Raw genomic sequence first — 22,129 nt, 5'->3', positions numbered from 1 at the left:
CTTCCTCCGAGAATCAAAATACTAAAAGGCGTTGGTTTGGTCCATTATGGGAGGCTTGTGTAATCTCATTCAGCTCAAACTCAGCGCTGCGTTTAGGCTTCAGTTGATCAGCAAGACCGCCTCGACCCGGCGATTCAAGTCGCGGCCTTCCGGCGTGGCATTCGAGGTGAGCGGGGCCAGATAGCCGATCCCGCGCGCTTCGACCCGGTCTGCCGCGATCCCATGCACCTCGATCAACCGGGCACGCACGGCCTGCGCACGGCCGGTACTGACCGAGATATTGGCATCCAGCGCGCCCGTGTCATCGGTGTGACCCACAAGTGCCAGCCGGATGTTTGGGTTTTTGTCCAGAAACTCCGCAACCAATTTCAGCGACGCAAAAGGCCCTTCGCCCAACGTCATCTCTCCGGTACGGAAATGAAGATCTTCCAATATTGCATGGCCGTTTTGCTCCAATTCGGCCAACAGGTCGCTGGACGACGTGACTGGCTCGTCGATCACAAGCGGCGGCGGAGCCTCTGCACCCACCGGTGTGACGCGGATCATCTGCACATACCCGTCAGGCGGATTGCGGCTGACCAGCAGGCTGACCACATTGCCCCCCCGAATGGCGGACAAAAAGCGAAAGTCCTGAATGGCCACATACATGTCCGGTGTGGGCACGACTTCGGTGCCAAATCGAAAATCGAACCCGCCACACGTTTTGGCCTGACACTCAAGCAGGATCTCGTACCCCTGCGCGGCGATCTGATCCCGCAGCGGCGCCAGCAATTGCAGCGTTGTGCTGGAGCCCGATTGCAACCGCCACGTTAACCGCTCGACCTTACCTTCAACCTCTCTTGCGGGCACTGCACCGTCAGCAAAAGGACCGATTGGCAGCTCATAGCTGTCCAATTCACTCGTCCGGTCGCTGACCAGCCGTGCTCCAGAGGGCAATGTCAGGTTCTGTGCAAGACCCTGACTGGCCATCATCATCAGAAAAAGGGCTGCGGTTCGTATCATCGGGCCTGCGTATGGTATTCGTCGTTCGGGGCCATCGCTGTTGCGCTGGCCACCCGGTTAGACATGTTGAAAAAGCCGGTCACATTGGCAATGTCCCAAATGTCCCGATCGCTGAAACCAACATCGCGCAGACGTTGGCGATCAGGTTCTTCGATCTCGGTACTGGCGGTCGTCATCTTGGCGGCAAAATCCAGCATGGCGCGTTGACGATCGTCCAGAAGGGCCACGCGGTAGTTCATAACCAGCATCTCGCCCAATTGCGGGTTGCCCGACAATTGTCGGACGGCCGCCCCGTGGGCCACCAGACAGTAGAAGCACTTGTTGATCGCGGACACGACCACCGCAATCATTTCGCGTTCCAGTTTTGACAACCCGCTGTCACCCAACATCAGGTCGTTATAATTCGCCGTAAACGCGTTCAGCTTGTCGATGTCGAACGCATAAGCCTTCAGAACATTGGGCACAAAGCCCAGTTTTTCGACACAGATATCAAAGTACTTCTGCGTCTCAGGCGGCAGCGGGTCCACCATCGGCAGGTCCAGCGCGGTGGGCAGGGTTTGGTCGGTCACGGTGGTCACTCTCCTTGGACAAGCTGACGGTAATGGTATTCTCCGGTGATCTCCATCCCGAGCGAATGGTAAAGACCATTTGCCCCGTCATTGGCCTTGGTGCAGATCACGCTCAGCGCCTTCGCGCCGTTCTTCTGCGCCCAGATTGCAGCCGCGCGCATGGCCCATTTTCCCAAGCCCTGACGCCGGTGGGCTGGCAGGATTTCCAGCGCATGGACCATGGCGACTTCGTCGTGAATAGCGACAAAACCGGTCCCCGCCGGGTGATCGGAATGACGCAGGAATATCCCCGTTTTCGGCCCCTCGGCTCGGTCCATGATGGCCCGCCGTTCCGGACCGATACCGCCTTGCGCCCAGATTTCGTTCATGATCGCCAGCGGGCTCCGAATCGTAAAGGCCGTGACGCGAGGAATCGGTATATCAGTCAGGTGCTCGACCTGGCATTGGTAGATGTTGACTGGGTCAAGAATGTCATAGCCCCGATCCGCAAGCAGCTGATCCAGCCCTTCGTCGCCCGGTCGCAGGCAGAATATGGGCCGCTGCCCCATCGCGCGCATCGCCCCTTCAGCGGCTTTAATATCCGCGTCGGTCGCCGATGCCAGAGCGCTGGCCGCGGAAACCCGCGAGCCACCACCCAACCCCTGCCGCAGGCGAAAAGGGCCAATTGTCTCGAACCGAGCCGCCGGCCATGTACCATCGACAACGTCGGCCCAGATCGGGCTCAAAGCTCCAGCTCTTTCGCCAACCGGGTCGTGGCCGCATCGACCTGTGACCCGTTCGTGCCCCGAACCACCACGTTAGAGCCGAATACACCATTTAACTGAAACGGATAGCTGCCGATGGCGAGATCAGGGTAGTCCTCAGCCAAAGCCGAGAGGATCGAGGCGATATCACCTTCACCCCGGTTGATCCGCAGCGTTTGCGACAAAAGGGGATCGCCGCCGGTCAGCTTAGGCAAAACACTGGCGACCATAGCCTGAAAAATTGTGGGGATTCCCGCCATGACGTGCACGTTGCCAAGGGTGAATCCCGGCGCGGTTGAGACCGGATTGTCGATTAATGTCGCGCCTTCCGGAATACGTGCCATACGCAGGCGCGCGGCGTTCAGTTCCAACCCCGAATTCTCATAGTGCCGCTCCAACAGCGCTCGGGCGTCGGCGCGCACGTAGATCGATGCACCAAAGGCCCGGGCGATGCAATCTGCGGTGATGTCGTCATGGGTCGGACCTATTCCGCCACTGGTGAACACATGATCAAAGCGGTCTGACAGGGCGCGCACGGCCTGTTCGATGGCAGTGGCGTCATCGCTGACCATACGAACCTCTTTAAGGTCAATGCCCTGCTTGGTCAGTTCCTGCGCAAGGTAATGCATGTTCGCATCCCGGGTGCGCCCCGACAGGATTTCATCCCCGATCACAAGCATTGCTGCGGTTGGGTTCGGCATGACCTGTCCTTTCCTGATATGGCACAGGCCGCAAGATATCGTTCCTGCTGAACCTCGCAAGGCCCGTTTGTCATTCTCGCAACGCTTGGGCAGGCAAATCGGCAGTGACGCTTTGGAACAGGTCCATATCGTTCATCGACCGCGCCAGGATCATCGCCCCTTCCAGACGGGCAATCGTTTCCCCTGCTCGGGCTTCGGGATTTGCGGCACCAGCAGCCCGGAATACTGTTTCCAGCCATACGAGATTGCGCTCGAAAAACTCGCGAGTCCGTCTGGCGACCGGGTCCGGCAACCTTGCGATTTCAGCACCGAACATACCGCACAGGCACATCAGATCCTGTTCAATCAGCGCTTGCCGATACGCTGCCACATATTGTTCAAGAGATTCCAAAGGCGTGGCTTCGTCCAACCGCCCCAACGCCCCCAGGAACCGATCAGTGTACCGGGTCACCAGCGCCTCGCCCAAGGCTTCCTTGGTGGGAAAATGGTAGTGAATGCTGGCTGATTTGATGCCGATTTCTGCTGCGATGTCGCGAAAACTGAAAGCATAATATCCGCCTTGTCGCGCCATACGCTCGGCCACATCCAAAATACGGCTGGCAGTTTCTGACAAGGGTTTTTCAGTTTTGGGCATCTGCACATCAATTTAAAATTTACCTACTCGTAGATAGGGGGTTGTATTTCAAATTTCAAACTCAATATATATACCTATCAGTAGATAGGGAATCTGATATGACACAGACAACAACACTTATCATAGGTGGATCCAGCGGAATGGGTCTGGCCACAGCGCGCCAAATCATAGCAAGCGGCGGGCACGTGACCCTTGTCGGGTCATCCGCCAGCAAGTTGGACGCGGCGAAAGCGGAACTTGGCGGCGCTGCGGACATATACCGCGCGAACCTGCGCGACGCGGCAGACGTCGAGGCGTTGATCAAACAGATCAAATCGGACACGCGTCACATTCAGGGGTTGGTAAATGCAGCCGGTACATTCGCGCCAAAACCGTTCCTGGAACACACCGTCGAAGACTATGACAGCTATATGGATCTGAACCGCGCGACCTTTTTCATCACGCAGGCCGTGGCTGAAAATATGAAAGCCAACGGAGGCGGAAATATCGTTAACATAGGCTCTATGTGGGCAAAACAGGCAGTTCGCGCCACCCCCTCCTCGGCCTATTCGATGGCCAAGGCCGGACTTCATTCCCTGACGCAGCATCTGGCAATGGAGCTGGCGGAACACAATATCCGGGTGAACGCCGTTTCTCCAGCGGTGGTGGTGACCCCCATCTATGGTGCCTTCATCGCACCGGACCAGATCGAGGCGACCTTGACTGATGCTTTCGACGCTTTCCACCCGATCGGTCGCGTCGGTCGGCCCGAGGATGTGGCGCATACGGTCACCCATCTTCTGTCCGATGATGCGGGTTGGGTCACCGGGGCAGTCTGGGATGTGGATGGTGGCGTAATGGCGGGCCTCGTCTGACACTTCCCATACGGGCGGGCGCGCGTTAAGCCGGGTGGCATGAAGTTTGCCACCCCATTGATCCCCGCCCGCCTGATCCGCCGCTACAAACGCTTTCTGGCCGATTGCCAGTTAGAGGACGGGCGTGAAGTAACCGCCCATTGCGCCAATCCGGGGTCAATGATGGGCCTGGCGGAACCCGGCGAGAAAATCTGGCTTGAGCCCAACGAAGACCCGAGGAAGAAACTAAAATATGGCTGGCGTCTGGTCGATCATGAGAACGGGCATTTCACAGGCGTTGATACCTCGGTGCCCAACAAAGCCCTGCGCGCGGCCCTTCAGGCCGGTGAAATACCTGAGCTTGCAGCCTATGAAACCGTCCGTCCCGAGGTGAAGTACGGCGAAAACAGCCGTATTGATTTTCTGCTGACGCAACCTGGCCTGCCCGACGCCTATGTCGAGGTCAAAAGCGTGACCCTGTCCCGTGAACCAAGTCTGGCAGAGTTCCCCGACAGCATCACTGCACGCGGCACCAAACATCTAGGAGAGCTGGCGGCCATGGTGACCCAAGGACATCGCGCGATCATGTTGTATCTGGTGCAACGCACCGATTGCGACCGGTTCTCGCTGGCGGCGGATATCGACCCGAACTATGCCGCCGCGTTCGAAGTAGCGCAGGTGCAAGGGGTGGAACGGTTGATTTACGGCACGCAGATCTCGCCGGACGGAGTTTGGGTCAGCAAACGGGTTTTCGGCGATCCAAATGCCTAGCATTGCAAAACAACGCTGCCTGAATTGTGCGGCAGTTCTTAATGGATCAAGAAATGAACACGAGAACTACTGCAAGGAACCAAAAACTGGAAAGGCTGGTTCGAATTGCGTCACTGATTTTGGTATTCTTGGGTGGCACACCCGTTCTGATCAGGTTTGTTGGCGTGCCATTTGTCCCATCTCCATCGTGGGTTTCATCGGTTTTTTGGCCGGCATGCGTTGTTGGTGCAATTTCGGGGGCAATCGCACTTTGGGCTGTTCATCTCAGCCTGACTGATGGAGTTCAAAACTCGGACCCGTTGAAAACGGTCCTTGCGATACTGTTTTTGCCATTGGTTGGTTTCGCTGCAGGTAACTTAATAATTACGGCCACGATACCATTGCTGGTGTCCATTCCATCATCAAAACCCGTGGAAGTAACCTTTGTTGTTGGAGACCCGAATATGGGCGACTATCGACGGTGTCCTCGGCCAATCTCTTTGCAAGACACTGCGCCCGCGGTGAACATGGTTTGTGATGTTCCGGACAGTGTTCGCAGGCGCCTTAGAACCGGAAGAACCGTGGTTCTAGTCGGTGTTGGCAGCAAACTTGGCGTGTTCCCGCGCGACTTTCGCCTTCCTTAATGTTTGTATTCGGCTTGACCAGCGTCACGCTCATACCAAATCCAACGAAATACAGCAGCGACCGCGCACCCTCTGGAACTTTCTGCGCAAGCAGCGTAAAAGGCAGGCTGCGCGCAACATTTGGAGCTTAGCGTCGATGAAAGAACATCGTGGCCGCCTGACCAAGGACGGCATCCGCATTTATGAACAGGGTGACTTTGCCGGCATGCATGCGGCAGGGGCCTTGGCCGCGCGGATACTCGACGATATTGCAGAACATGTCTTTCCGGGTCAGACCACTGGCGCGATTGACGGCATGATCACGCAGATGGTCGAGGATGCGGGCGCGACGTCGGCGACAATTGGTTACAAAGGCTATCAGCACGCCAGCTGTATCAGCGTGAATCACGTGGTCTGCCACGGCATCCCCAGTGACAAGAAACTGAAGGATGGTGACATTCTGAACATCGACGTTACGGTCATCGTAGACGGCTGGTTCGGCGATACTTCGCGCATGTATGTTGCGGGCAAACTGCCCCGCAAGGCTGAGCGTCTGGTCCAAGTGACACATGATGCCCTGTTCAAAGGCATCGAAGCGGTCAAGCCGGGCAACACCTTCGGTGATATCGGGCATGCCATTCAGGCCTACGTCGAGGCGCATCGGATGAGCGTTGTCCGTGATTTTTGTGGCCACGGTCTGGGCCGGGTTTTCCACGCGCCGCCAAACGTTCTGCACTATGGCCGTCCGGGAACCGGCGCGGTGCTGGAAGAGGGCATGTTCTTCACCATCGAACCGATGGTGAACCTAGGCCGTCCTGAGACGAAAACACTGGCCGACGACTGGACCGCTGTGACCCGCGACAAGTCACTGTCAGCGCAGTTCGAACACTCGGTGGGTGTGACGGCTGATGGGGTCGATATCTTTACCCTGTCACCGGGCAACAAATTCCATCCGACCTATTTGCCCTGATCGGCGGCCTGCTCGCGCAGCAGTTTCAACAGCAATGTTTCCGTGCCCCACGGCGTAATCGCGTCGTGGATGAACACAGGCGCGCGTAAAGGCTTGGGCGCGGGTCCGGTGTGGGTTTCCGCGGCCTGTGAGTGGGTCCAAAATAGAGAGGTGGCGGTGCGGTCCATCCGCCAATCCTAGCATAATTGGGCTATAGACCCAAAAGCTTTGGCACTTGCGCCATGTCGTCAAAGACTTCGGCACCCAACGCAGCCAGCCGCGCACCGTCGTCATGGGCCGCATACCCAAGGCACCGCATATCGGCGTGCTTGGCAGCGGTCACTCCGCTTTCGCTGTCTTCGATGACGACCGGGGACTTGGCACCGAAATGCTGCGCTGCTGCAATGAACAAAGCAGGATCGGGTTTACCCACCCCCAGAACATGCGCCGAAAACATCACATCCCGGAACCTGTCCCATAGTCCGTTCTGGCCCAGGGTGATCTGCATCTTTTCCGGGCGGCCATTAGAGGCGACGCAGTACGGAATACCCAATGAATCCAGCTGCTCCAATAGCTCGGGGATACCCGCGATCAGGGGCGTGCCAGTGCGCAGAACTTCGTAGGTTTCCGAATAGATCTGTTCGATCCAATCATCCGGCAGATCCGCGCCCAGCGCCCGAGCCTTGTCGCGGACACCGGTCATCGTACCGCCGACGAAAAGGGCCATACATTCCGCCAAAGACAGGTTCAGTCCATATCTCGCAAAGCTGTCGATCAAAACCTGATTGGACAGAACCTCACTATCGACCAGAACACCATCGCAATCGAAAATGACCAGATCGTGCATATCAGACCTCTGTCCACCACATCAGCGAAATATGTGTGTCGCCATATTTACGCGCATTGTGCAGGTCAAATCCTTCGGGCGCTTCCATGGGGGCGTTTTCTTCCCAGACGATCAAGGCATCTTTTGCCAACCACCCCCCTTGAGTGACCGTCGCAAGCGCCTTTTGTCCCAGGCTTTTGCCGTAAGGCGGATCGAGAAAAATCAGATCACAAGGTGTGCCCGGATTGTCACCCAACCGGGTCGCGTCGCGACGGATCAAATCGGTGCGATCCTTGCTGTGGGTCAGATCAATGTTCTTACGGATCAGTCCCTGCGCGACACGCCCGTCATCCACGAACGTCACATGCGCCGCGCCGCGCGACAGCGCCTCAAGCCCCAATGCTCCGGTGCCGGCGAAAAGGTCCAGAACACGCAGCCCATCAAAGTCGATCTGATGGCTCAGCACATTGAACAGGCTTTCACGCACGCGGTCAGTGGTGGGACGCAGATGCGCCCCGGCATCGCCTTTGCCGACCGAGGCCAAGGCGCGGCCCCGGAATTCTCCGGCGATGATCCTCACGCTTTGAGCAGCGGTTTCAGGTCCGCATCTGGGTCCGCCACGACGGCCGGGTCGGCAGTTTTGCCTGCATCAATCAGGCGTTTGCCCACCATATAGGCACGTGGGTCATTCATCGCGTCGACCGCGATCAACTGATCGCCTTTGTAATACCAGAAGGACACCGTCTGCCCGTCGCCCTTGCGGGTAACCACGCGGTCATAGCCGGTGTTCAGACCTGCGATCTGTAGTTTGACGTCATATTGGTCCGACCAGAACCACGGCGTCGCCACATAATCCCTGGCGGCACCCAGCATGTTCTGAGCAACGATCTCGGCCTGATCGATGGCATTCGGTACGCTTTCCAGCCGGATACGGCCACCATCATGCGGGAACGACGCGCAATCGCCCGCCGCCCAGATAGCCGGATCAGATGTGCGACCATGGGCATCCGTTTTGATGCCGTTGTCCAATTCCAACCCGGCCATCTCGGCCAATTGGGTCGAGGGTGCGATGCCCACGCCAACCACGACGAAATCAACCTCAAGCTTGGTGCCATCAGTCAGAATGGCCCCGGTGACCTTGCCGCCTTCGCCGACCAGACGATCCAGCCCGACGCCTTCACGGATGTCGGCACCGTATTCGGAATGCAGAGCACGGAAGTAGTCGCTGGTTTCCGGTGCCGCGACGCGTTGCAAAATCCGTTCCGCCATCTCGACCAGAGTAACCTTGACCCCGCGCTTGGCACAGACGGCGGCCGCTTCAAGCCCGATATAACCACCACCAACGATCAGGGCGCGGGCGCCGTCTTTCACGCGGGGCTCCATCTCGTCGATATGGGTCAAGTCGCGCACGACATGGACGCCTTTGAGATCACCGCCAATGGCAGCAGGCAGGTAACGCGGGTCGGAACCAGTGGTCAGGGCCAGTTCGTCATATGAAATCACCTCGTCACCTAGGGTCACGGTCTTGGCCTTGGGGTCGATCGCGGTCACGCGCTGACCCAGACGCAGGGTGATATTGTTTTCGGCGTAGAAACTTTCGGGGCGTAGGAACAGGCGTTCAAGCTCCATCTCTCCCAGCAGATAAGCTTTGGACAGTGGGGGGCGCTGATAGGGCAGATGCTGCTCGGCACCGATCAGCGTGATATCGCCTTCAAACCCGTCCTTGCGCAGCCTTGCAACAAGAGATGATCCCGCCTGCCCGGCTCCGATCACAACAATATGGCTCATGTTCGTCCTGCCCTGTCAAATTCCCGTGGTTTCATTCTCTGGCTCACCTATATTGCGGCTGAGGCCGACTCTGCAAATCCAATCGACAGGAGGAACAAGATGATTTCAACCGGTGATACGCTTCCCGACGCAACGTTGATTCAAATGGGCGCCGAGGGTCCAGAAGAAGTTCGTGTCTCAACAAAGACCAAGGGCCGCAAAGTCGTGATCTTTGCCGTTCCCGGCGCATTTACCGGTACGTGCACGACGGCCCATGTGCCAAGCTTTATCCGCACCAAAGATCAGTTCGACGCCAAAGGTGTGGATGAAATCATCTGCATTTCGGTCAACGATCCGTTCGTCATGGGAGCATGGGGCGACTCCACAGGTGCGACGGATGCGGGCCTGACCATGCTGGCCGACGCCGCATCCGAATTCACCAAGGCCATCGGAATGGATTTCGACGCCCCGCCCGTCGGCCTGCTTGCACGCTCAAAGCGCTATGCGATGTTGGTCGAAGATGGCAAAGTCGTTGCGCTGAACCTCGAGGAAAACCCCGGTGCGTGCGAGATTTCCGCGGGCGAAGGTCTGCTTGAGGCCATCTAGGTCACTCGGGCCCCGGTACAGCCGGGGCCACGTTAACCCTATTTCACTTGATGCGACTTCCTGATGGGTCGATACTTGCCCCATTCATTCAGGGAGTTTTTTTGATGAAGCTCAAAGTCATCACAGTCATTCTGGGTGCTGCAGGCTCGCTGGCAGCGTGTGGCCCGGCCCCGACACCTCAGCAGCAGCAAGCACGACAGCATGAGATCGCCTGCCTCGGCGGCACACTAGGCGGCGCACTGATCGGCGGGGCGATTGGCAATCAATTCGGTGGTGGCACCGGCAAGGACATCCTGACCGCAGCAGGGGCCGTCACGGGCGGTGTCTCGGGCCAGCGTTACGCGTGCTGAGGAGAGAATGATGATGAAAACAGCTATTCTAACGACAACGATCATTCTGGTGGCCAGTGCAACCTTGGCGGAAACAGTGGCTGAACTGCACGAAAAGGAACTGAACGCCATTGATTCCAACAACGATGGCTTCCTGTCCAAGGACGAGTTCAACGCCTTTTCGGACTATGCTTTTCAGGCCATGGACGAAGACAAGAACGGAACACTGGGTCTGGAAGAAGCCAAGCCATTTCTGGACATAAAGCGGTTTCAAAACGTTGACCGCAACAACGACAGCTTTATTTCACGATCAGAGTATGACCAGCAGATGGGCGATGATTTTCTGGCCGCCGATCGGGACGGAAACGGCCAGTTGGATTGATCGCACGACCGGGTTGAACGATAGGAGCGTGGTATGAAAAAGTGGATAGCCCTCGGCATTCTGGGGTTTCTTGCCGCCTGTGATGCGCCGCAGGCCCCCGTGGTGACCGGACCGAACGGACAACCCCAGATCCAGATCAGTACTTCGGGCCTGACGTGCTATGATACGCGTTGTTTGGACATCAATCCGGCGGCGCGCAGCGTTCGTTCGGTTGGGAATCGGACAACCGGTATTCCACGAGACATCGACGTCAGCAACGGCACGGTCACACCCGCCGATTTTCGTCGTCTGGGTGAAATAGCTTCTCTGGCCGGCGGCATGGGATCCAGAGGAGACCGTTAAACGAGGCTGTCCATTTTACGCGCCAACTTGGCATCCAGCGCTGACAAACCGCCCACATCATGGGTGGACAGGACGACCTCGACCGTGCGGTACACGTTTGACCATTCGGGATGGTGGTTCCACTTCTCGGCAAAGATCGCCACCTGGGTCATCCAGCCAAAGGCGTGGACAAAATCCTCGAATATGAAGGTCTTGGTGATCGCGTCCCGGTCCGTGACCATGGTCCAGCCGTTGTCGAACAGCGGGTCAAGAAGAGGGCCGCGAGTTTCGGTCGACAATAGTTCCGTCATTGCTGTTCCTCCGGATTCGATTTTCTGAACGGACCGTAATCCGTCAGAATCTCGATCTCTTCTCCCACTGCGTGGGCCTCGGCGTCCAGATATTTCTTGATCGCATCGGCAAAGCCCGGGTCATTGACCCAATGCAAGCTATGCGTGCGCGTGGGCAAGTAACCGCGCGCCAGCTTATGTTCACCCTGCGCGCCTGCTTCTACCCGTGCCAGACCTTCCGCAATGGCAAAGTCGATCGCCCTATAATAGCACAGTTCGAAATGCAGGCAGGCGTGATGTTCAGTGCAACCCCAATACCGGCCAAAAAGCGTTTCGCGGCCGATGAAATTCAAAGCCCCGGCGATGGGGTATCTGTCCCGTTCAGCCAGCACCAAGGCCATGTCGTCCGCCATGGTTTCATGTGCAATATCAAAGAATTGGCGAGTCAGATAGGGCACGCCCCATTTACGGGACCCAGTGTCCTGATAGAACTGCCAGAAGGCATCCCAGTGTTCAGGGCGCAGGTCATCCCCAGTCAGTGTCCGGATTTCGCCGCCAAAATCGACGGCCTGCGCACGTTCTTTGCGAATATTCTTGCGCTTGCGCGATGATAAAGCCGCAAGAAATCCGTCGAAATCCTGGTATTCGTCATTCAGCCAGTGAAATTGCTGTGACTGGCGCAGCATAAGGCCCATCTGTTCGCCCGCCAGCGCCTCGGCTTCGGTGCAGAAGGTTGCGTGGACCGAAGACACCTGATTGTCCGCAGCCAATTGCACTGCCCCCTGCACCAGCGCAGACATGCCAACTGAGTCATAGCCGGGGCGCACCAGAAAACGCCGACCTGTTGCAGGGGTGAACGGTACGGCGATCTGCAGCTTGGGATAATAACGACCCCCGGCACCTTCATAGGCATGCGCCCAGCTGTGGTCGAAGATGTATTCGCCCTGACTGTGGGATTTGGCAAACATCGGCGCCGCCGCGATCAGCATCCCGTCCAGATAGGCCGTCAGGTATTGCGGCTGCCAGCCAGTTCCACGCCCAACCGAGCCGCTGTGCTCAAGTGCCAGCAGAAACCGGTGGGTGGTGAATGGATCAAGCGGACGGCCGCCATCGGCGACCTCGGGACAGGCGCAGCTATCCCATTCCGCCGCAGATATCTGCGACAGCGAGCCCAGCACCCGAACCTCGATCTGTGCCTGATCCATTTGCCCTCCGCCTCTGATCTTTATCTGTGACGTCGCAGGGCTGGTTCAACCCGGTTGTACAGCCAGATACCCTTCGAACGTCACATTGTCCGCAACTTCGCGGGCCTCTGCCTCTTGTTCAGGCGACCGCACGGTCCAGCACAGGATCGGTACACCGCGTGCCTTCAGTTCGGCCACGCGGGGGCGGTCAAGGTCTTCCACCTCATGGCTGATGAAACTGGCCCCGACACGGTCGAAATCCGGAATGTCGCGCAGGTGGTCACAAACACTCTGAGGTAAAAGCTCGACCTTGGGCTGGTACGATCCCGTCACGATGCCACGCGGCAGATGCGGTGCCAGCCGCGCCAGTTCAGCGACCGAGTTTGGGTTGAATGACATCAACGCCACCGGCCCATCGTAACCTGACAATGCACGCACCGCGTCTTGTTCCAGCGGGCCCACGGATGTGCCCATCGCGCCGTCCTGATCTTTGAATTCGATCAGCAGCGGTACTTTGCCTGACACGATTTGCAGCACCTCATCCAGCGTCGGGATACCATCGTCCGCGTGCAACAGCGTGGTGCCCGACGCCTGAACCGACGTGATCAGCTGGATCGGACCGGGCTGCCCGGTCAGGCGGGTCATGTCATAGTCATGAAACACCATTGCCCGGTTGTCCGAGGTCCGTTGCAGATCAATCTCAATCCCATACCCGGCGTTCACGGCGGCGCGAATGGCCGCCCGGCTGTTTTCCGGGCGGTTGTCCTGTTTGTCGTGCAGCGCGCGATGCGCCAGCGGGACTTGAAGGAATACGTCAGGCAGCGCGGGCGTCATTGAACTTCGAAAATACCTTCGATCTCAACCGCGACGCCCAAGGGCAGCGCCGCCGCGCTGACGGCCGAACGCGAATGGCGACCTGCATCGCCCAGCGCTTCAACTAGAAAGTCCGACGCGCCGTTGATGACCTGCGGTTGCGCAGTGAAATCTGCGGTCGAGTTCACAAACCCGGTCAGCTTGATAACGCGCACCAACTTTTCGATATCGCCTCCGCAGGCCGCCTTGACCTGCGCCAGAAGGTTGATCGCACATACCTTGGCCGCAGCAGCGCCTGCTTCGACTTCCATGTTGTCGCCCAGCTTGCCAGTGATCAGATCATCCGCCTTCGAGATCTGCCCCGAGACATAGACGATATTGCCCACGCGCACGAAGGGCACGTAGTTGGCAGCCGGCGCAGGAGCGTCCGGTAGGTTGACACCCAGGCTTTCCAGTTTCGCCGCGATGCTCATGAGGTCTCCTCCCAAATTTGAGTCGGGGCGAAGCTAACCGGGAAGGCAAGGATCGAAAAGTGCGAAAACGGCGATGTGACCTGCACCGGTTGTGGGCGTAACTTTTCTTATTCTGAACTGTTGAACCTGTGTCACTTTACGTTGACCTATTCGGCAGGTTAAACGCTATCTGTTTCATATTGGTGGCGAAACGCCTATGTGACTTTGGGTAGGCCGGGCACAACGGCCGAAGCGAGTATTGATTAAGTGTTCGGGCACGGACTGTCCGAACGTTTTGGAGTGGCAAAGACCGTGTTGAGCAGAATCAGCCTAAAACCCCTGATCGTTGTGTCCGTATTGGCAGTTCTCAGCGCCTGCACCACACGCCCTCCGGAGGGTGTTCAGCAGGGTGAAGCATTTGATCCGTATGAACGCAACAACCGGGGTATCCACAAATTCAACCTTGGCGTCGACCGGTTTTTGTTTCGTCCGGCCTCAAAAGGGTACGTAAAGATCGTCCCCGACCCGATGGTGACCAGCTTCAACCATTTTGCCGAAAACCTGACGATGCCGGGCCAAGCCGTGGATTACCTGCTGCAAGGCAACCTTAAGCAGTCGGGCAACGCACTGCTGCAGTTTGTGATCAACACAACCGTTGGTGGCCTGGGGTTGTCAGCCCCCGCCGACGAGCTGAACCTTCCGCCTGTGGATACTGATTTCGGTGAAACGTTGCACGTCTGGGGTTTTGGCGAGGGCGCTTATGTCGAACTGCCGCTCTATGGTCCGTCTACGCAGCGGGACTCGATTGGCGTTATCGTCAACCTGTTCTCGAACCCAATCAACTTCTCTCCGGTCCGTCCGGTCGACAATATCGGCGTCTATGCCGAGGTCGTGCGCCGGATGGGTGATCGGGGGCGTTTTTCGGACACGGTCGACTCGATCCTGTATGAAAGCGCAGACAGTTATGCGCAGGCGCGGACCATTTACCTACAAAATCGCCGCTTTGAGCTGGCGAGAGACGACGAAGAAACCTATCTGGGTCTTTACGACGACCCTTATGCAGACAACGGGACCGACCCTGTCAGAGATCCCTACCTAGACCCATACGAGGACCCCTATGAGGACCCCTATGCCGAGTAACCATATGAACCGGCGCGGTTTTGTCGCCACTGGCCTTGCCGGTCTGGCACTGACCGCGCTGCCCTTTTCCGCCTTTGCCCAGACTGAAGCCAGCGCCAAGGCTCTGGTCGTCAGCGTCGTGGATGACATCAACCGCATTATCGCCTCGGGCAAGTCCGAAAAGGCGATGATCCGCGATTTCGAAAAGGTCTTTGTGCAATATGCCGATGTGCCGATCATGGCACGTTATGTACTGGGGGCAGATGCCCGTTCGGCCAGCCCGTCGCAGTTGAAGCAGTTCACCAAAGCATTTCAGGGCTATATCTCGAACAAATATGGCCGACGTTTCCGCGAATTCATTGGTGGGCAAGTCACAGTCCGGAAAGCCCGGAAAATCAAGGCCGGTTACGAGGTACGCACTTCGGTTAAGCTGCAGGGTTCGTCCCCGTTCGAGGTGACATTCCTGGTTTCGGACAAATCAGGCCGCGACAAGTTCTTCAACATGTTCATCGAAGGGGTGAATATGCTGCTGACCGAACGGACCGAGGTCGGCGCGATGCTGGACGCCCGCGGTGGGGACCTGAACCGTCTGATCAAGGACTTGAGCTAGAACCGGGTCAGCTGACCCGGTTCAAACGCAAAAAACGCCGCGCGACTAAATTCGCGCGGCGTTTTTTCTCTTAATTCAGGCGTTCGCCGGTTTCCTTGGCGAAGTACGATACCTTGCTCATATCGAAGGCCAAGTTCAGCATCTTGCCCGCCTGCGCGCTGGTTTCCGCGTGCAGCCTTGCGGTCACCTGCTTGCCGCCCAGTTCTGATACGACATAGGTGTCGGCCCCTGCAGGTTCGACCATATCGACCATGCACGCCGCTTCCTGCACGCCATCACCCGCACGGAAACCGGCCTCGGCGATATCCTCGGGGCGCAGACCCAGAATCACATCCTCGGGCAGCGACAAATCACGCGCATCGTTCAGAACCAGAGTTTCGCCGGCATCGCGCGAGATGACGATTTGTGTACCCGATCCGTGTTTTGTGACCTGCGCAGGGATCAGATTCATTGCCGGCGAGCCCATGAAATCAGCGACAAACAGATTGGCCGGGTTGTTATAAATCTCGGCCGGGCTGCCGATCTGCTGCACGATACCCCCCTTCAAGACCACGATCTTGGTGGCCAGCGTCATCGCCTCAATCTGATCGTGGGTCACGTAGACGATGGAAGCGTCCAATGTCTGGTGCAGCTTCTTGATCTCGGTCCGCATCTCTACCCGAAGCTTGGCATCGAGGTTCGACAGCGGTTCATCAAACAGGAACAGCTTGGGATCGCGCACCAGCGCCCGGCCCATCGCCACACGCTGACGCTGACCACCGGATAGCTGGCTGGGACGACGGTTCAGCAGTGGCTCGATTTGCAAAAGCGAGGCCACATCGTTCAGCTTGGCCTCCTGCGTTGCCTGATCGACCCCGCGCACCTTCATGCCGAAGGTGATGTTCTTGGCCACGCTCATCGTCGGATACAGAGCGTAGGATTGGAACACCATCGCGATGTCGCGGTCCTTGGGGCTGACATGGGTCATGTCTTTGCCACCAATCGCCAGCGTCCCGTCGGTGATTTCCTCCAACCCCGCAATACAGTTCAGCAAGGTGGATTTACCGCAGCCCGAGGGGCCGACCAGCACCAGGAAATCACCCGGTTCGATCGAGATGTTGATGTCCTTCAGAATCTCGGTTGCACCGTAATTCTTGTAGAGTTTGTTGATATCAAGGATGGGAGCCATGGGTTATCCCTTCACAGAGCCAGCGGTCAGGCCGCGGATGAAATACTTACCGGCAACGACATAGACGAGCAGCGTCGGTAGCCCCGCGATGATCGCGGCGGCCATGTCGACGTTGTACTCTTTGACGCCGGTGGTGGAGTTTACGATGTTGTTGAGCGCCACAGTCACGGGCTGCGTGCCCGCCTGGCTGAACGACACGCCGAACAGGAAGTCATTCCAGATCTGCGTGAACTGCCAGATCACGGTCACCACAATGATGGGCAGCGACAGCGGCAGGAAGATCGACCAGAAAATCCGCAAAAAGCCTGCCCCATCGACCCGGGCGGCTTTGGTCAGCTCGGCCGGAATGGTGACATAGTAGTTGCGGAAAAACAGCGTGGTGAAGCCAAGGCCATAGATCACGTGAACGAAGATCAGGCCCGGAATGGTTCCGGCGATCCCCATCATGCCCAGCAGCCGCGCCATTGGCAGCAGCACGACCTGAAACGGAATAAAGCAGCCAAACAGCATCAGCGAGAAGATAATGTTCGCGCCTTTGAACCGCCACTGCGCCACGACATAACCGTTCAGCGCACCTATCAGGGTGGACAAAAACACTGCAGGCACTGCGATCAGGACCGAGTTCCAGAAGTAAGGCCGCAGACCTTCACATTGGATACCGGTACAAGCGCCTGACCACGCGGTTTTCCAGGCGTCGAAGCTGACTTCGCGCGGCAGTGAGATCAGAGACCCGGTGCGGATTTCCTCAAGGCTTTTCAACGATGTGGTTAACATCACGAACAGCGGCATCAGGTAGTACAGCGCGAACAGACCCAGCAGGACGTAAAGCAGCCAACGAAGGGCAATCTTGCCGGTGGCGCTCTGCGAGCGGGTTTGGGTTTGGGGCATCGACAGATCAGTCATTTTTCGCCCTCAGCTCTGAATAAAGATATGGAACCACGATGGCAAAGACGACCAGCATCATGATCATTGCGGAAGACGCCGCCTGACCAATGTCGCCGCGCGAAAACGCCATGGCATACATGTATGTGGCTGGCAGATCAGTCGCGTATCCCGGACCGCCACCTGTCAGCGCGATGACAAGGTCAAAGCTTTTGATCGCAAGGTGGGCCAGCACGATGAAGGCAGAAAGGAAAATCGGTGCCATCGACGGTATGATGATCGCCGTATAGATGCGCCATGTGGGGATACCATCGACTTGAGCGGCTTTGATGATTTCACCATCCACCGAACGAAGCCCGGCCAGAAACAGCGCCATAACAAAGCCCGAGCTTTGCCAGATCGCGGCAATCACAATGGTGTAGATAGCGTAATCGGGGTTCACCAGCCAATCGAATTCGAAATTCGGAAAGCCCCAGCCCTGCACCATGGATTCAATGCCCAGACCTGGGTTCAGGATCCACTTCCATGCGGTGCCGGTCACGATCATCGACAGTGCCATCGGGTACAGGTAGATGGTGCGAATAACCCCTTCGACGCGGATCTTCTGATCCAGCAGGATGGCCAGCAACAGCCCCAGCACCATCGCGATCACGATGAACAGCGCACCAAAGATATACAGGTTGTTGATCGCCGTATCCCAGCGAGGGGAATCGAACAGGCGTTCATACTGAATGAAGCCATGGATCTCGTATTTCGGCAGTAGTTTCGATCGGGTCAGCGACACCCATGCGGTCCATCCGATAAATCCGTAGACAAAAATCAATACGGCGATGAACGACGGTGCCAGCACCACCTTGGGCAGGTGGTTTTCCAGCCATTCGGACATTTTTTCCTCCGGGGAAAAGTGCTCTGCCCCGCGGTATAGGGGGCAGAGCGTTTTGGATCAGTAGCTGTTGGCCACTGCGTCCGCCAGTTGCTGAACCGCGTCAGCCGAGGACATATCCGAGTTGAAATGTGCGGTCACAACATCCGTGATCGCACCAGACTGCGACCCGCGCAGCGCCATGCCATGGGCGTAAGACGGCAGCAGCGAACCACCTGCCGAGGTCGTACCCATGTCTTCTGCCGAGATTTTCGCACAGATATCAAAGGCATCCAGCGCTACGTCGGTCCGTGCAGGGATCGAACCCTTGTTCAGGTTGAACACTTCCTGGAAGTTCGGTGCGACGATCAGTTTGGCCAGCAGTTCCTGACCGGCGCGGTTGTCGTCACCTTCGACTTCGAACATGGCAAAGCTGTCGACGTTGTACAGATAACCGTCACCGGGGGTCGAGGTACACAGGAAATCTTCGCCGGGCTTCTTGCCAGCGGCCAGGAATTCACCTTTGGCCCAGTCACCCATGATCTGGAAAGCTGCCTCGCCATTCATCACCATGGCGGTGGCCAGGTTCCAGTCGCGACCCGAGAAGTTCTCGTCAACATATCCACGCATGGTACGCATCTGGTCAAAGACCTGTACCATTGTGTCGGACGTCAACGCTTCGGGGTCGAGATCGACCAGGGCTTTCTGGTAGAATTCTGGTCCACCAATACCCATGACAACCGCCTCAAACACGGTCGCGTCCTGCCAGGCCTGACCACCGTGGGCCAGCGGGATCACACCAGCGGCCTGCAGTTTTTCGGCTGCTGCGTTGAACTCATCCCATGTGGTGGGCATTTCGATGTCGTTTGCCGCCAGAACATCAGCATTCGCCCAGATCCAGTCGATGCGGTGCACGTTCACGGGTGCAGCGCACCAAGTGCCTTCGCACATCATATGGCCTGCGATCGACGCAGGCAGGACATCCGCCCAGCCTTCGGCCTCGGCAACGTTCGAGATGTCGGCCAGAACGCCTTCTTCGTACCATTCCTGAATGGCAGGGCCTTTCAACTGAACGGCGGTCGGCGCATTACCGGAGAGAACGCGGGCCCGCAGCGCGGTCATTGCCGCATCACCACCGCCACCCGCGACGGGCATGTCGGTCCAGGTGCCGCCGTTCGAGGCGAATTCTTCCTGCAGAACGGCAACCGACTTGGCCTCGCCACCCGAGGTCCACCAGTGCAGTACTTCCGCCTGCGGCTCGGCCACAACGGACGATCCGGCCACAACGGCCAAAGTCGAAACGGTGGCAAATGCAAAACGCTTCATTTTTTGTCTCCTCCCTGAGAACTCAGTGACTGCCAAAGCAGCGATGGCGCTATTACTGTGGTCTGATCGCCGTCTGGCAAAGCGGAATTCATAGTAAAGTACGGAAACGGCCCAAATTTTCACCACTTCTGTTACAGGGTGTTACGTTGGCATTGAATCTGTTTCCATTCGTTACAATGGACAACGACAGAGGGAAAAGATCGGGAGGAAAGACAGAGTGAGCATTCCGCGGCTTCTGGTGGTGGATGACGACCCTGAGATGCGGTCGATGATGACGCAGCTATTGCAGCAAAACAGCTTCATCGCCCTTCCCGCCAGTTCCGAGCGGGAAATCCGGGCGCACCTGTCCAATGGCCGGATCGATCTGATTTTGTTGGACGTCATGCTGGGGGACGAGAACGGGATTGATATCTGCGCCCGGTTGCGGCGCGAACAGGACGTCCCGATCATTCTGGTCTCTGCCCTGTCCGCCGACCATCAGCGCATGGCAGGGTACGAAGTTGGGGCAGACGACTACATCGCCAAACCGTTCAACCCCCAATTGATGCTGGCCCGTGTCAGGGCAGTGATGCAGCGCGCTCGGCGGTCGTCTTCGCTGGCGTATCGCCGCAGAACCCGCACGTTCCGTTTTGACGGCTGGGTCTTTGACGGAAAGCGTGATGATTTGCATTCGCCAGAAGGCTATTTGGTCGCGTTGTCCCAACGGGAAACCGCCCTGCTCAAGGTCTTGCTGGCCAATCCACATATTCCGCTGACGCGCGATGAAATCGTCGCAGCATTGGATGTTACAGGGGACAGTGACAAGTCCGAAGCGCAGGGCCGCGCCATCGACATGCTGGTCGGTCGCCTGCGATCCAAGATCGAGACCAACCCGAAAGATCCGCAAATGCTGCGCACGGAGCGCGGGGTCGGGTATATCTTTGCCGCCGACATTTCGGTCGAAGAATGACACTGCGCCTGCGCAATCTGGGTTGGCTTTGGACCCTTTCAGCCTTTGCTGTCGGTTTGCTGTCTGCAGGCTTATGGTTCGCTTCGGCGCGCGCCTGGAACGACTACCTGCTAAAATCTTTTGTGGCGGGGTTCACCGTCTACGAAGAGTTGCGAACAGGCATGGCCCCCTCCGAGGGGTTGTCGATAACGCCCTTGCCGCCCCAGGATACGGCCCTTGCCGAAAATGGTGAATTTCAGCGGTTGCCCGGGTTTTCAAACCGCCGCTTCGTCACCAACCTTTCGATCCTGACCGACAGTTCCTCGCCGCTCAGCGGGCGTGAATTAACCGTGGCAATTCTGTCCGACCGGTTGGTTTATCCGGTGTCGGACATTGTGTCAGGCAGTGATCAGACCGGACCTGAAAAGATGGGAAACCTGACCCGGTTGCTGGCGACATATTGCAGCGAACCAATCCTGATTGCGAAATTTGGGCGTGAGGCCTGGCATCAGGTCGACGGGACCCAGATCTGGGGCTGTCAGGCGGCCCCAATGGATTTACGTCTGCCCGCAATTCTTATGGGGATCGTCGCAATGGCGGTCATCTTGTCCGCAGTCAGTAACGTCTCAGATACCTTCACCCGGTTTGCCCGCGCGTTGCGCGAACGGCAGCGCCTTGGAGGGCCGGAAAGCTATGAGGCGGATGGCCCGGATGAACTGCGCGATATCGTCTCGGCGGTGAACGCCCATCTTGAGGCCGAGCGCGCGCAGCTTGAAAAGCGGGCGACGGTCTTGTCCGGTGTCAGCCACGATCTGGGTACCCCTGCGACCCGTGTTCGCCTGCGTGCCGCTCTGATCCCCGACGATGAACTACGCGAAAAGCTCGAGGCGGACGTGGATCAGATGACGGGCATGATCGAAAGTGTCCTGACCTATACGCGATCCGAACTGGATGTTGAGGAACCGCGCCAGATTTCTCTGACCTCTTTGGTCGAGGCTCTGGTCGCCGACTATCAGGATATGGACCTGCCCGTGACGCTGAAAAAGACCGACCCCGTCGCGGTCGATGGGGTTACATCGGTTTTCATGTCCCGGCGCGGACATGGGCAGCTGACCGAAACACGACGCGTTCTGGTCATGGCGCGGCCCATATCGCTTAGGCGTGCGCTGACCAATTTGATCGACAACGCGTTGAAATATGGTCGACACGCCGAAGTGCAGTTGGCAACCGATGCGACCACCGCGACGATCACGGTCGAAGATAAGGGCACCGATCTGTCCGTGGAGGACATCGAAAACCTGATGGCCCCATTTCGTCGTGGGTCCAACACCGGATCTTCTGACGGCTACGGTTTGGGCCTGACAATCGCTGCTACCGTAGCAGAACAACATGGCGGAGAAATGCGCTTTGAGGCCGGCGACTGCGGCCTGCGCGCCTGTCTGCAAATAGCCCGGCAGTAA

Annotated in this window: 28 protein-coding genes; 11 read left to right on the top strand and 17 right to left on the bottom strand. The window is 57.7% G+C overall.

Annotated elements, in window-relative coordinates; translation table 11 throughout:
• Window positions 1–99: 99 nt before the first annotated feature.
• From QMP16_RS10225 to QMP16_RS10205, 5 genes are all read right to left on the bottom strand, one after another.
• Window positions 100–1,002 carry an OmpA family protein gene (locus QMP16_RS10225; RefSeq protein WP_282152289.1) on the bottom strand — a complete coding sequence of 301 codons (903 nt, stop codon included), beginning with the start codon at window positions 1,000–1,002 and terminating at the stop codon, window positions 100–102.
• A complete protein-coding gene (locus QMP16_RS10220; protein ID WP_282152288.1) occupies window positions 999–1,571 on the bottom strand; it encodes a peroxidase-related enzyme in 573 nt (190 codons plus the stop codon). The genes QMP16_RS10225 and QMP16_RS10220 overlap by 4 nt, the downstream gene beginning before the upstream one ends.
• Before the next feature lie 5 nt (window positions 1,572–1,576).
• The gene (locus QMP16_RS10215; RefSeq protein ID WP_282152287.1) at window positions 1,577–2,296 is read right to left on the bottom strand and encodes a GNAT family N-acetyltransferase; all 720 of its coding nucleotides are present in this window, start codon (window positions 2,294–2,296) and stop codon (window positions 1,577–1,579) included.
• Entirely contained in the window at window positions 2,293–3,015 is a 723-nt protein-coding gene (locus QMP16_RS10210) for a competence/damage-inducible protein A (protein ID WP_282152286.1), read from the bottom strand. The genes QMP16_RS10215 and QMP16_RS10210 overlap by 4 nt, the downstream gene beginning before the upstream one ends.
• Before the next feature lie 70 nt (window positions 3,016–3,085).
• Window positions 3,086–3,649, bottom strand: coding sequence for a TetR/AcrR family transcriptional regulator (locus tag QMP16_RS10205; RefSeq protein ID WP_282152285.1), 564 nt, complete (start codon window positions 3,647–3,649; stop codon window positions 3,086–3,088).
• 98 nt (window positions 3,650–3,747) lie between these two features.
• Between QMP16_RS10205 and QMP16_RS10200 the strand changes: the two genes are divergently transcribed.
• From QMP16_RS10200 to map, 3 genes are all read left to right on the top strand, one after another.
• Window positions 3,748–4,503 (top strand): SDR family NAD(P)-dependent oxidoreductase, encoded by a 756-nt coding sequence (locus tag QMP16_RS10200; protein WP_282152284.1) that lies wholly within the window; start codon window positions 3,748–3,750, stop codon window positions 4,501–4,503.
• Window positions 4,504–4,542: 39 nt separating this feature from the next.
• Window positions 4,543–5,253, top strand: a complete 711-nt coding sequence (sfsA, locus tag QMP16_RS10195) for a DNA/RNA nuclease SfsA (protein WP_282152283.1) — start codon at window positions 4,543–4,545, stop codon at window positions 5,251–5,253.
• Between the two features lie 759 nt (window positions 5,254–6,012).
• Window positions 6,013–6,825: a type I methionyl aminopeptidase gene (map, locus tag QMP16_RS10190; protein ID WP_282152282.1), complete on the top strand. Its 813-nt coding sequence runs from the start codon at window positions 6,013–6,015 to the stop codon at window positions 6,823–6,825.
• On the opposite strand, the gene QMP16_RS10185 is transcribed toward map, so the two are convergent.
• Genes QMP16_RS10185 through QMP16_RS10170 form a run of 4 tightly spaced genes read right to left on the bottom strand, consistent with a single transcriptional unit; the run spans window position 6,813 to window position 9,418 of the window.
• Window positions 6,813–6,992, bottom strand: coding sequence for a hypothetical protein (locus QMP16_RS10185; protein WP_282152281.1), 180 nt, complete (start codon window positions 6,990–6,992; stop codon window positions 6,813–6,815). The two genes, map and QMP16_RS10185, sit on opposite strands and share 13 nt — an antisense overlap.
• 23 nt (window positions 6,993–7,015) lie before the next feature.
• Complete coding sequence (locus QMP16_RS10180) at window positions 7,016–7,651, bottom strand: HAD family hydrolase (RefSeq protein ID WP_282152280.1); 636 nt, start codon at window positions 7,649–7,651, stop codon at window positions 7,016–7,018.
• A 1-nt stretch (window position 7,652) separates the two neighbouring features.
• Window positions 7,653–8,210 (bottom strand): 16S rRNA (guanine(966)-N(2))-methyltransferase RsmD, encoded by a 558-nt coding sequence (gene rsmD / locus QMP16_RS10175; RefSeq protein WP_282152279.1) that lies wholly within the window; start codon window positions 8,208–8,210, stop codon window positions 7,653–7,655.
• Window positions 8,207–9,418, bottom strand: coding sequence for an NAD(P)/FAD-dependent oxidoreductase (locus tag QMP16_RS10170; RefSeq protein WP_282152278.1), 1,212 nt, complete (start codon window positions 9,416–9,418; stop codon window positions 8,207–8,209). Before QMP16_RS10170 ends, rsmD begins: the two co-directional genes overlap by 4 nt.
• A gap of 99 nt (window positions 9,419–9,517) precedes the next feature.
• Between QMP16_RS10170 and QMP16_RS10165 the strand changes: the two genes are divergently transcribed.
• The 4 genes from QMP16_RS10165 to QMP16_RS10150 all read left to right on the top strand — a co-directional run bounded on the left by QMP16_RS10165 (window position 9,518) and on the right by QMP16_RS10150 (window position 11,056).
• On the top strand, window positions 9,518–10,003 hold the full coding sequence (locus tag QMP16_RS10165; protein WP_282152277.1) for a peroxiredoxin: 486 nt from the start codon (window positions 9,518–9,520) through the stop codon (window positions 10,001–10,003).
• A gap of 104 nt (window positions 10,004–10,107) precedes the next feature.
• Window positions 10,108–10,353 (top strand): hypothetical protein, encoded by a 246-nt coding sequence (locus tag QMP16_RS10160; RefSeq protein WP_282152276.1) that lies wholly within the window; start codon window positions 10,108–10,110, stop codon window positions 10,351–10,353.
• Window positions 10,354–10,363: 10 nt separating this feature from the next.
• On the top strand, window positions 10,364–10,714 hold the full coding sequence (locus QMP16_RS10155) for a hypothetical protein (protein ID WP_282152275.1): 351 nt from the start codon (window positions 10,364–10,366) through the stop codon (window positions 10,712–10,714).
• A gap of 33 nt (window positions 10,715–10,747) precedes the next feature.
• Window positions 10,748–11,056: a hypothetical protein gene (locus QMP16_RS10150; RefSeq protein ID WP_058279069.1), complete on the top strand. Its 309-nt coding sequence runs from the start codon at window positions 10,748–10,750 to the stop codon at window positions 11,054–11,056.
• Here the strand turns inward: QMP16_RS10150 and QMP16_RS10145 are convergent.
• From QMP16_RS10145 to QMP16_RS10130, 4 genes are read right to left on the bottom strand one after another with little or no spacing between them, the layout of a single operon-like run.
• The gene (locus tag QMP16_RS10145; RefSeq protein WP_058275007.1) at window positions 11,053–11,346 is read right to left on the bottom strand and encodes a 4a-hydroxytetrahydrobiopterin dehydratase; all 294 of its coding nucleotides are present in this window, start codon (window positions 11,344–11,346) and stop codon (window positions 11,053–11,055) included. The genes QMP16_RS10150 and QMP16_RS10145 overlap by 4 nt on opposite strands.
• Complete coding sequence (locus QMP16_RS10140) at window positions 11,343–12,530, bottom strand: GNAT family N-acetyltransferase (protein ID WP_282152274.1); 1,188 nt, start codon at window positions 12,528–12,530, stop codon at window positions 11,343–11,345. Before QMP16_RS10140 ends, QMP16_RS10145 begins: the two co-directional genes overlap by 4 nt.
• 45 nt (window positions 12,531–12,575) lie before the next feature.
• Complete coding sequence (locus tag QMP16_RS10135) at window positions 12,576–13,343, bottom strand: glycerophosphodiester phosphodiesterase family protein (protein WP_282152273.1); 768 nt, start codon at window positions 13,341–13,343, stop codon at window positions 12,576–12,578.
• Window positions 13,340–13,795: a RidA family protein gene (locus QMP16_RS10130; protein WP_058275010.1), complete on the bottom strand. Its 456-nt coding sequence runs from the start codon at window positions 13,793–13,795 to the stop codon at window positions 13,340–13,342. The genes QMP16_RS10135 and QMP16_RS10130 overlap by 4 nt, the downstream gene beginning before the upstream one ends.
• 291 nt (window positions 13,796–14,086) lie before the next feature.
• Between QMP16_RS10130 and QMP16_RS10125 the strand changes: the two genes are divergently transcribed.
• Complete coding sequence (locus QMP16_RS10125) at window positions 14,087–14,914, top strand: MlaA family lipoprotein (protein ID WP_082649379.1); 828 nt, start codon at window positions 14,087–14,089, stop codon at window positions 14,912–14,914.
• Window positions 14,904–15,503, top strand: a complete 600-nt coding sequence (locus QMP16_RS10120) for an MlaC/ttg2D family ABC transporter substrate-binding protein (protein WP_058275011.1) — start codon at window positions 14,904–14,906, stop codon at window positions 15,501–15,503. Before QMP16_RS10125 ends, QMP16_RS10120 begins: the two co-directional genes overlap by 11 nt.
• Before the next feature lie 70 nt (window positions 15,504–15,573).
• On the opposite strand, the gene QMP16_RS10115 is transcribed toward QMP16_RS10120, so the two are convergent.
• From QMP16_RS10115 to QMP16_RS10100, 4 genes are read right to left on the bottom strand one after another with little or no spacing between them, the layout of a single operon-like run.
• Entirely contained in the window at window positions 15,574–16,671 is a 1,098-nt protein-coding gene (locus QMP16_RS10115) for an ABC transporter ATP-binding protein (protein WP_282152272.1), read from the bottom strand.
• A 3-nt stretch (window positions 16,672–16,674) separates the two neighbouring features.
• Window positions 16,675–17,574 carry a carbohydrate ABC transporter permease gene (locus QMP16_RS10110; protein WP_058279072.1) on the bottom strand — a complete coding sequence of 300 codons (900 nt, stop codon included), beginning with the start codon at window positions 17,572–17,574 and terminating at the stop codon, window positions 16,675–16,677.
• A complete protein-coding gene (locus QMP16_RS10105) occupies window positions 17,567–18,439 on the bottom strand; it encodes a carbohydrate ABC transporter permease (RefSeq protein ID WP_058275014.1) in 873 nt (290 codons plus the stop codon). The genes QMP16_RS10110 and QMP16_RS10105 overlap by 8 nt, the downstream gene beginning before the upstream one ends.
• A gap of 57 nt (window positions 18,440–18,496) precedes the next feature.
• Window positions 18,497–19,741, bottom strand: coding sequence for an ABC transporter substrate-binding protein (locus tag QMP16_RS10100; RefSeq protein ID WP_282152271.1), 1,245 nt, complete (start codon window positions 19,739–19,741; stop codon window positions 18,497–18,499).
• A 217-nt stretch (window positions 19,742–19,958) separates the two neighbouring features.
• On the opposite strand from QMP16_RS10100, the gene QMP16_RS10095 reads away from it, so the two are divergent.
• Complete coding sequence (locus QMP16_RS10095; protein WP_282152270.1) at window positions 19,959–20,690, top strand: response regulator transcription factor; 732 nt, start codon at window positions 19,959–19,961, stop codon at window positions 20,688–20,690.
• Entirely contained in the window at window positions 20,687–22,129 is a 1,443-nt protein-coding gene (locus tag QMP16_RS10090) for a sensor histidine kinase (RefSeq protein ID WP_282152269.1), read from the top strand. The genes QMP16_RS10095 and QMP16_RS10090 overlap by 4 nt, the downstream gene beginning before the upstream one ends.

The sequence above is a fragment of the Ruegeria atlantica genome, from assembly GCF_947495585.1.
GTDB classification, from domain to species: domain Bacteria; phylum Pseudomonadota; class Alphaproteobacteria; order Rhodobacterales; family Rhodobacteraceae; genus Ruegeria; species Ruegeria atlantica_G.
This window is presented reverse-complemented; position numbering and strand designations above follow the sequence as displayed.

Bases quoted from the DNA above. Each gene is read 5' to 3' on its own strand.
- QMP16_RS10225 (WP_282152289.1), bottom strand. From the start codon at position 1,002: ATGATACGAACCGCAGCCCTTTTTCTGATGATGATGGCCAGTCAGGGT.
- QMP16_RS10210 (WP_282152286.1), bottom strand. From the start codon at position 3,015: ATGCCGAACCCAACCGCAGCAATGCTTGTGATCGGGGATGAAATCCTG.
- QMP16_RS10205 (WP_282152285.1), bottom strand. From the start codon at position 3,649: ATGCCCAAAACTGAAAAACCCTTGTCAGAAACTGCCAGCCGTATTTTG.
- QMP16_RS10200 (WP_282152284.1), top strand. From the start codon at position 3,748: ATGACACAGACAACAACACTTATCATAGGTGGATCCAGCGGAATGGGT.
- sfsA (WP_282152283.1), top strand. From the start codon at position 4,543: ATGAAGTTTGCCACCCCATTGATCCCCGCCCGCCTGATCCGCCGCTAC.
- map (WP_282152282.1), top strand. From the start codon at position 6,013: ATGAAAGAACATCGTGGCCGCCTGACCAAGGACGGCATCCGCATTTAT.
- QMP16_RS10185 (WP_282152281.1), bottom strand. From the start codon at position 6,992: ATGGACCGCACCGCCACCTCTCTATTTTGGACCCACTCACAGGCCGCG.
- QMP16_RS10180 (WP_282152280.1), bottom strand. From the start codon at position 7,651: ATGCACGATCTGGTCATTTTCGATTGCGATGGTGTTCTGGTCGATAGT.
- QMP16_RS10170 (WP_282152278.1), bottom strand. From the start codon at position 9,418: ATGAGCCATATTGTTGTGATCGGAGCCGGGCAGGCGGGATCATCTCTT.
- QMP16_RS10165 (WP_282152277.1), top strand. From the start codon at position 9,518: ATGATTTCAACCGGTGATACGCTTCCCGACGCAACGTTGATTCAAATG.
- QMP16_RS10160 (WP_282152276.1), top strand. From the start codon at position 10,108: ATGAAGCTCAAAGTCATCACAGTCATTCTGGGTGCTGCAGGCTCGCTG.
- QMP16_RS10155 (WP_282152275.1), top strand. From the start codon at position 10,364: ATGATGAAAACAGCTATTCTAACGACAACGATCATTCTGGTGGCCAGT.
- QMP16_RS10150 (WP_058279069.1), top strand. From the start codon at position 10,748: ATGAAAAAGTGGATAGCCCTCGGCATTCTGGGGTTTCTTGCCGCCTGT.
- QMP16_RS10145 (WP_058275007.1), bottom strand. From the start codon at position 11,346: ATGACGGAACTATTGTCGACCGAAACTCGCGGCCCTCTTCTTGACCCG.
- QMP16_RS10140 (WP_282152274.1), bottom strand. From the start codon at position 12,530: ATGGATCAGGCACAGATCGAGGTTCGGGTGCTGGGCTCGCTGTCGCAG.
- QMP16_RS10135 (WP_282152273.1), bottom strand. From the start codon at position 13,343: ATGACGCCCGCGCTGCCTGACGTATTCCTTCAAGTCCCGCTGGCGCAT.
- QMP16_RS10130 (WP_058275010.1), bottom strand. From the start codon at position 13,795: ATGAGCATCGCGGCGAAACTGGAAAGCCTGGGTGTCAACCTACCGGAC.
- QMP16_RS10120 (WP_058275011.1), top strand. From the start codon at position 14,904: ATGCCGAGTAACCATATGAACCGGCGCGGTTTTGTCGCCACTGGCCTT.
- QMP16_RS10115 (WP_282152272.1), bottom strand. From the start codon at position 16,671: ATGGCTCCCATCCTTGATATCAACAAACTCTACAAGAATTACGGTGCA.
- QMP16_RS10110 (WP_058279072.1), bottom strand. From the start codon at position 17,574: ATGACTGATCTGTCGATGCCCCAAACCCAAACCCGCTCGCAGAGCGCC.
- QMP16_RS10105 (WP_058275014.1), bottom strand. From the start codon at position 18,439: ATGTCCGAATGGCTGGAAAACCACCTGCCCAAGGTGGTGCTGGCACCG.
- QMP16_RS10100 (WP_282152271.1), bottom strand. From the start codon at position 19,741: ATGAAGCGTTTTGCATTTGCCACCGTTTCGACTTTGGCCGTTGTGGCC.
- QMP16_RS10090 (WP_282152269.1), top strand. From the start codon at position 20,687: ATGACACTGCGCCTGCGCAATCTGGGTTGGCTTTGGACCCTTTCAGCC.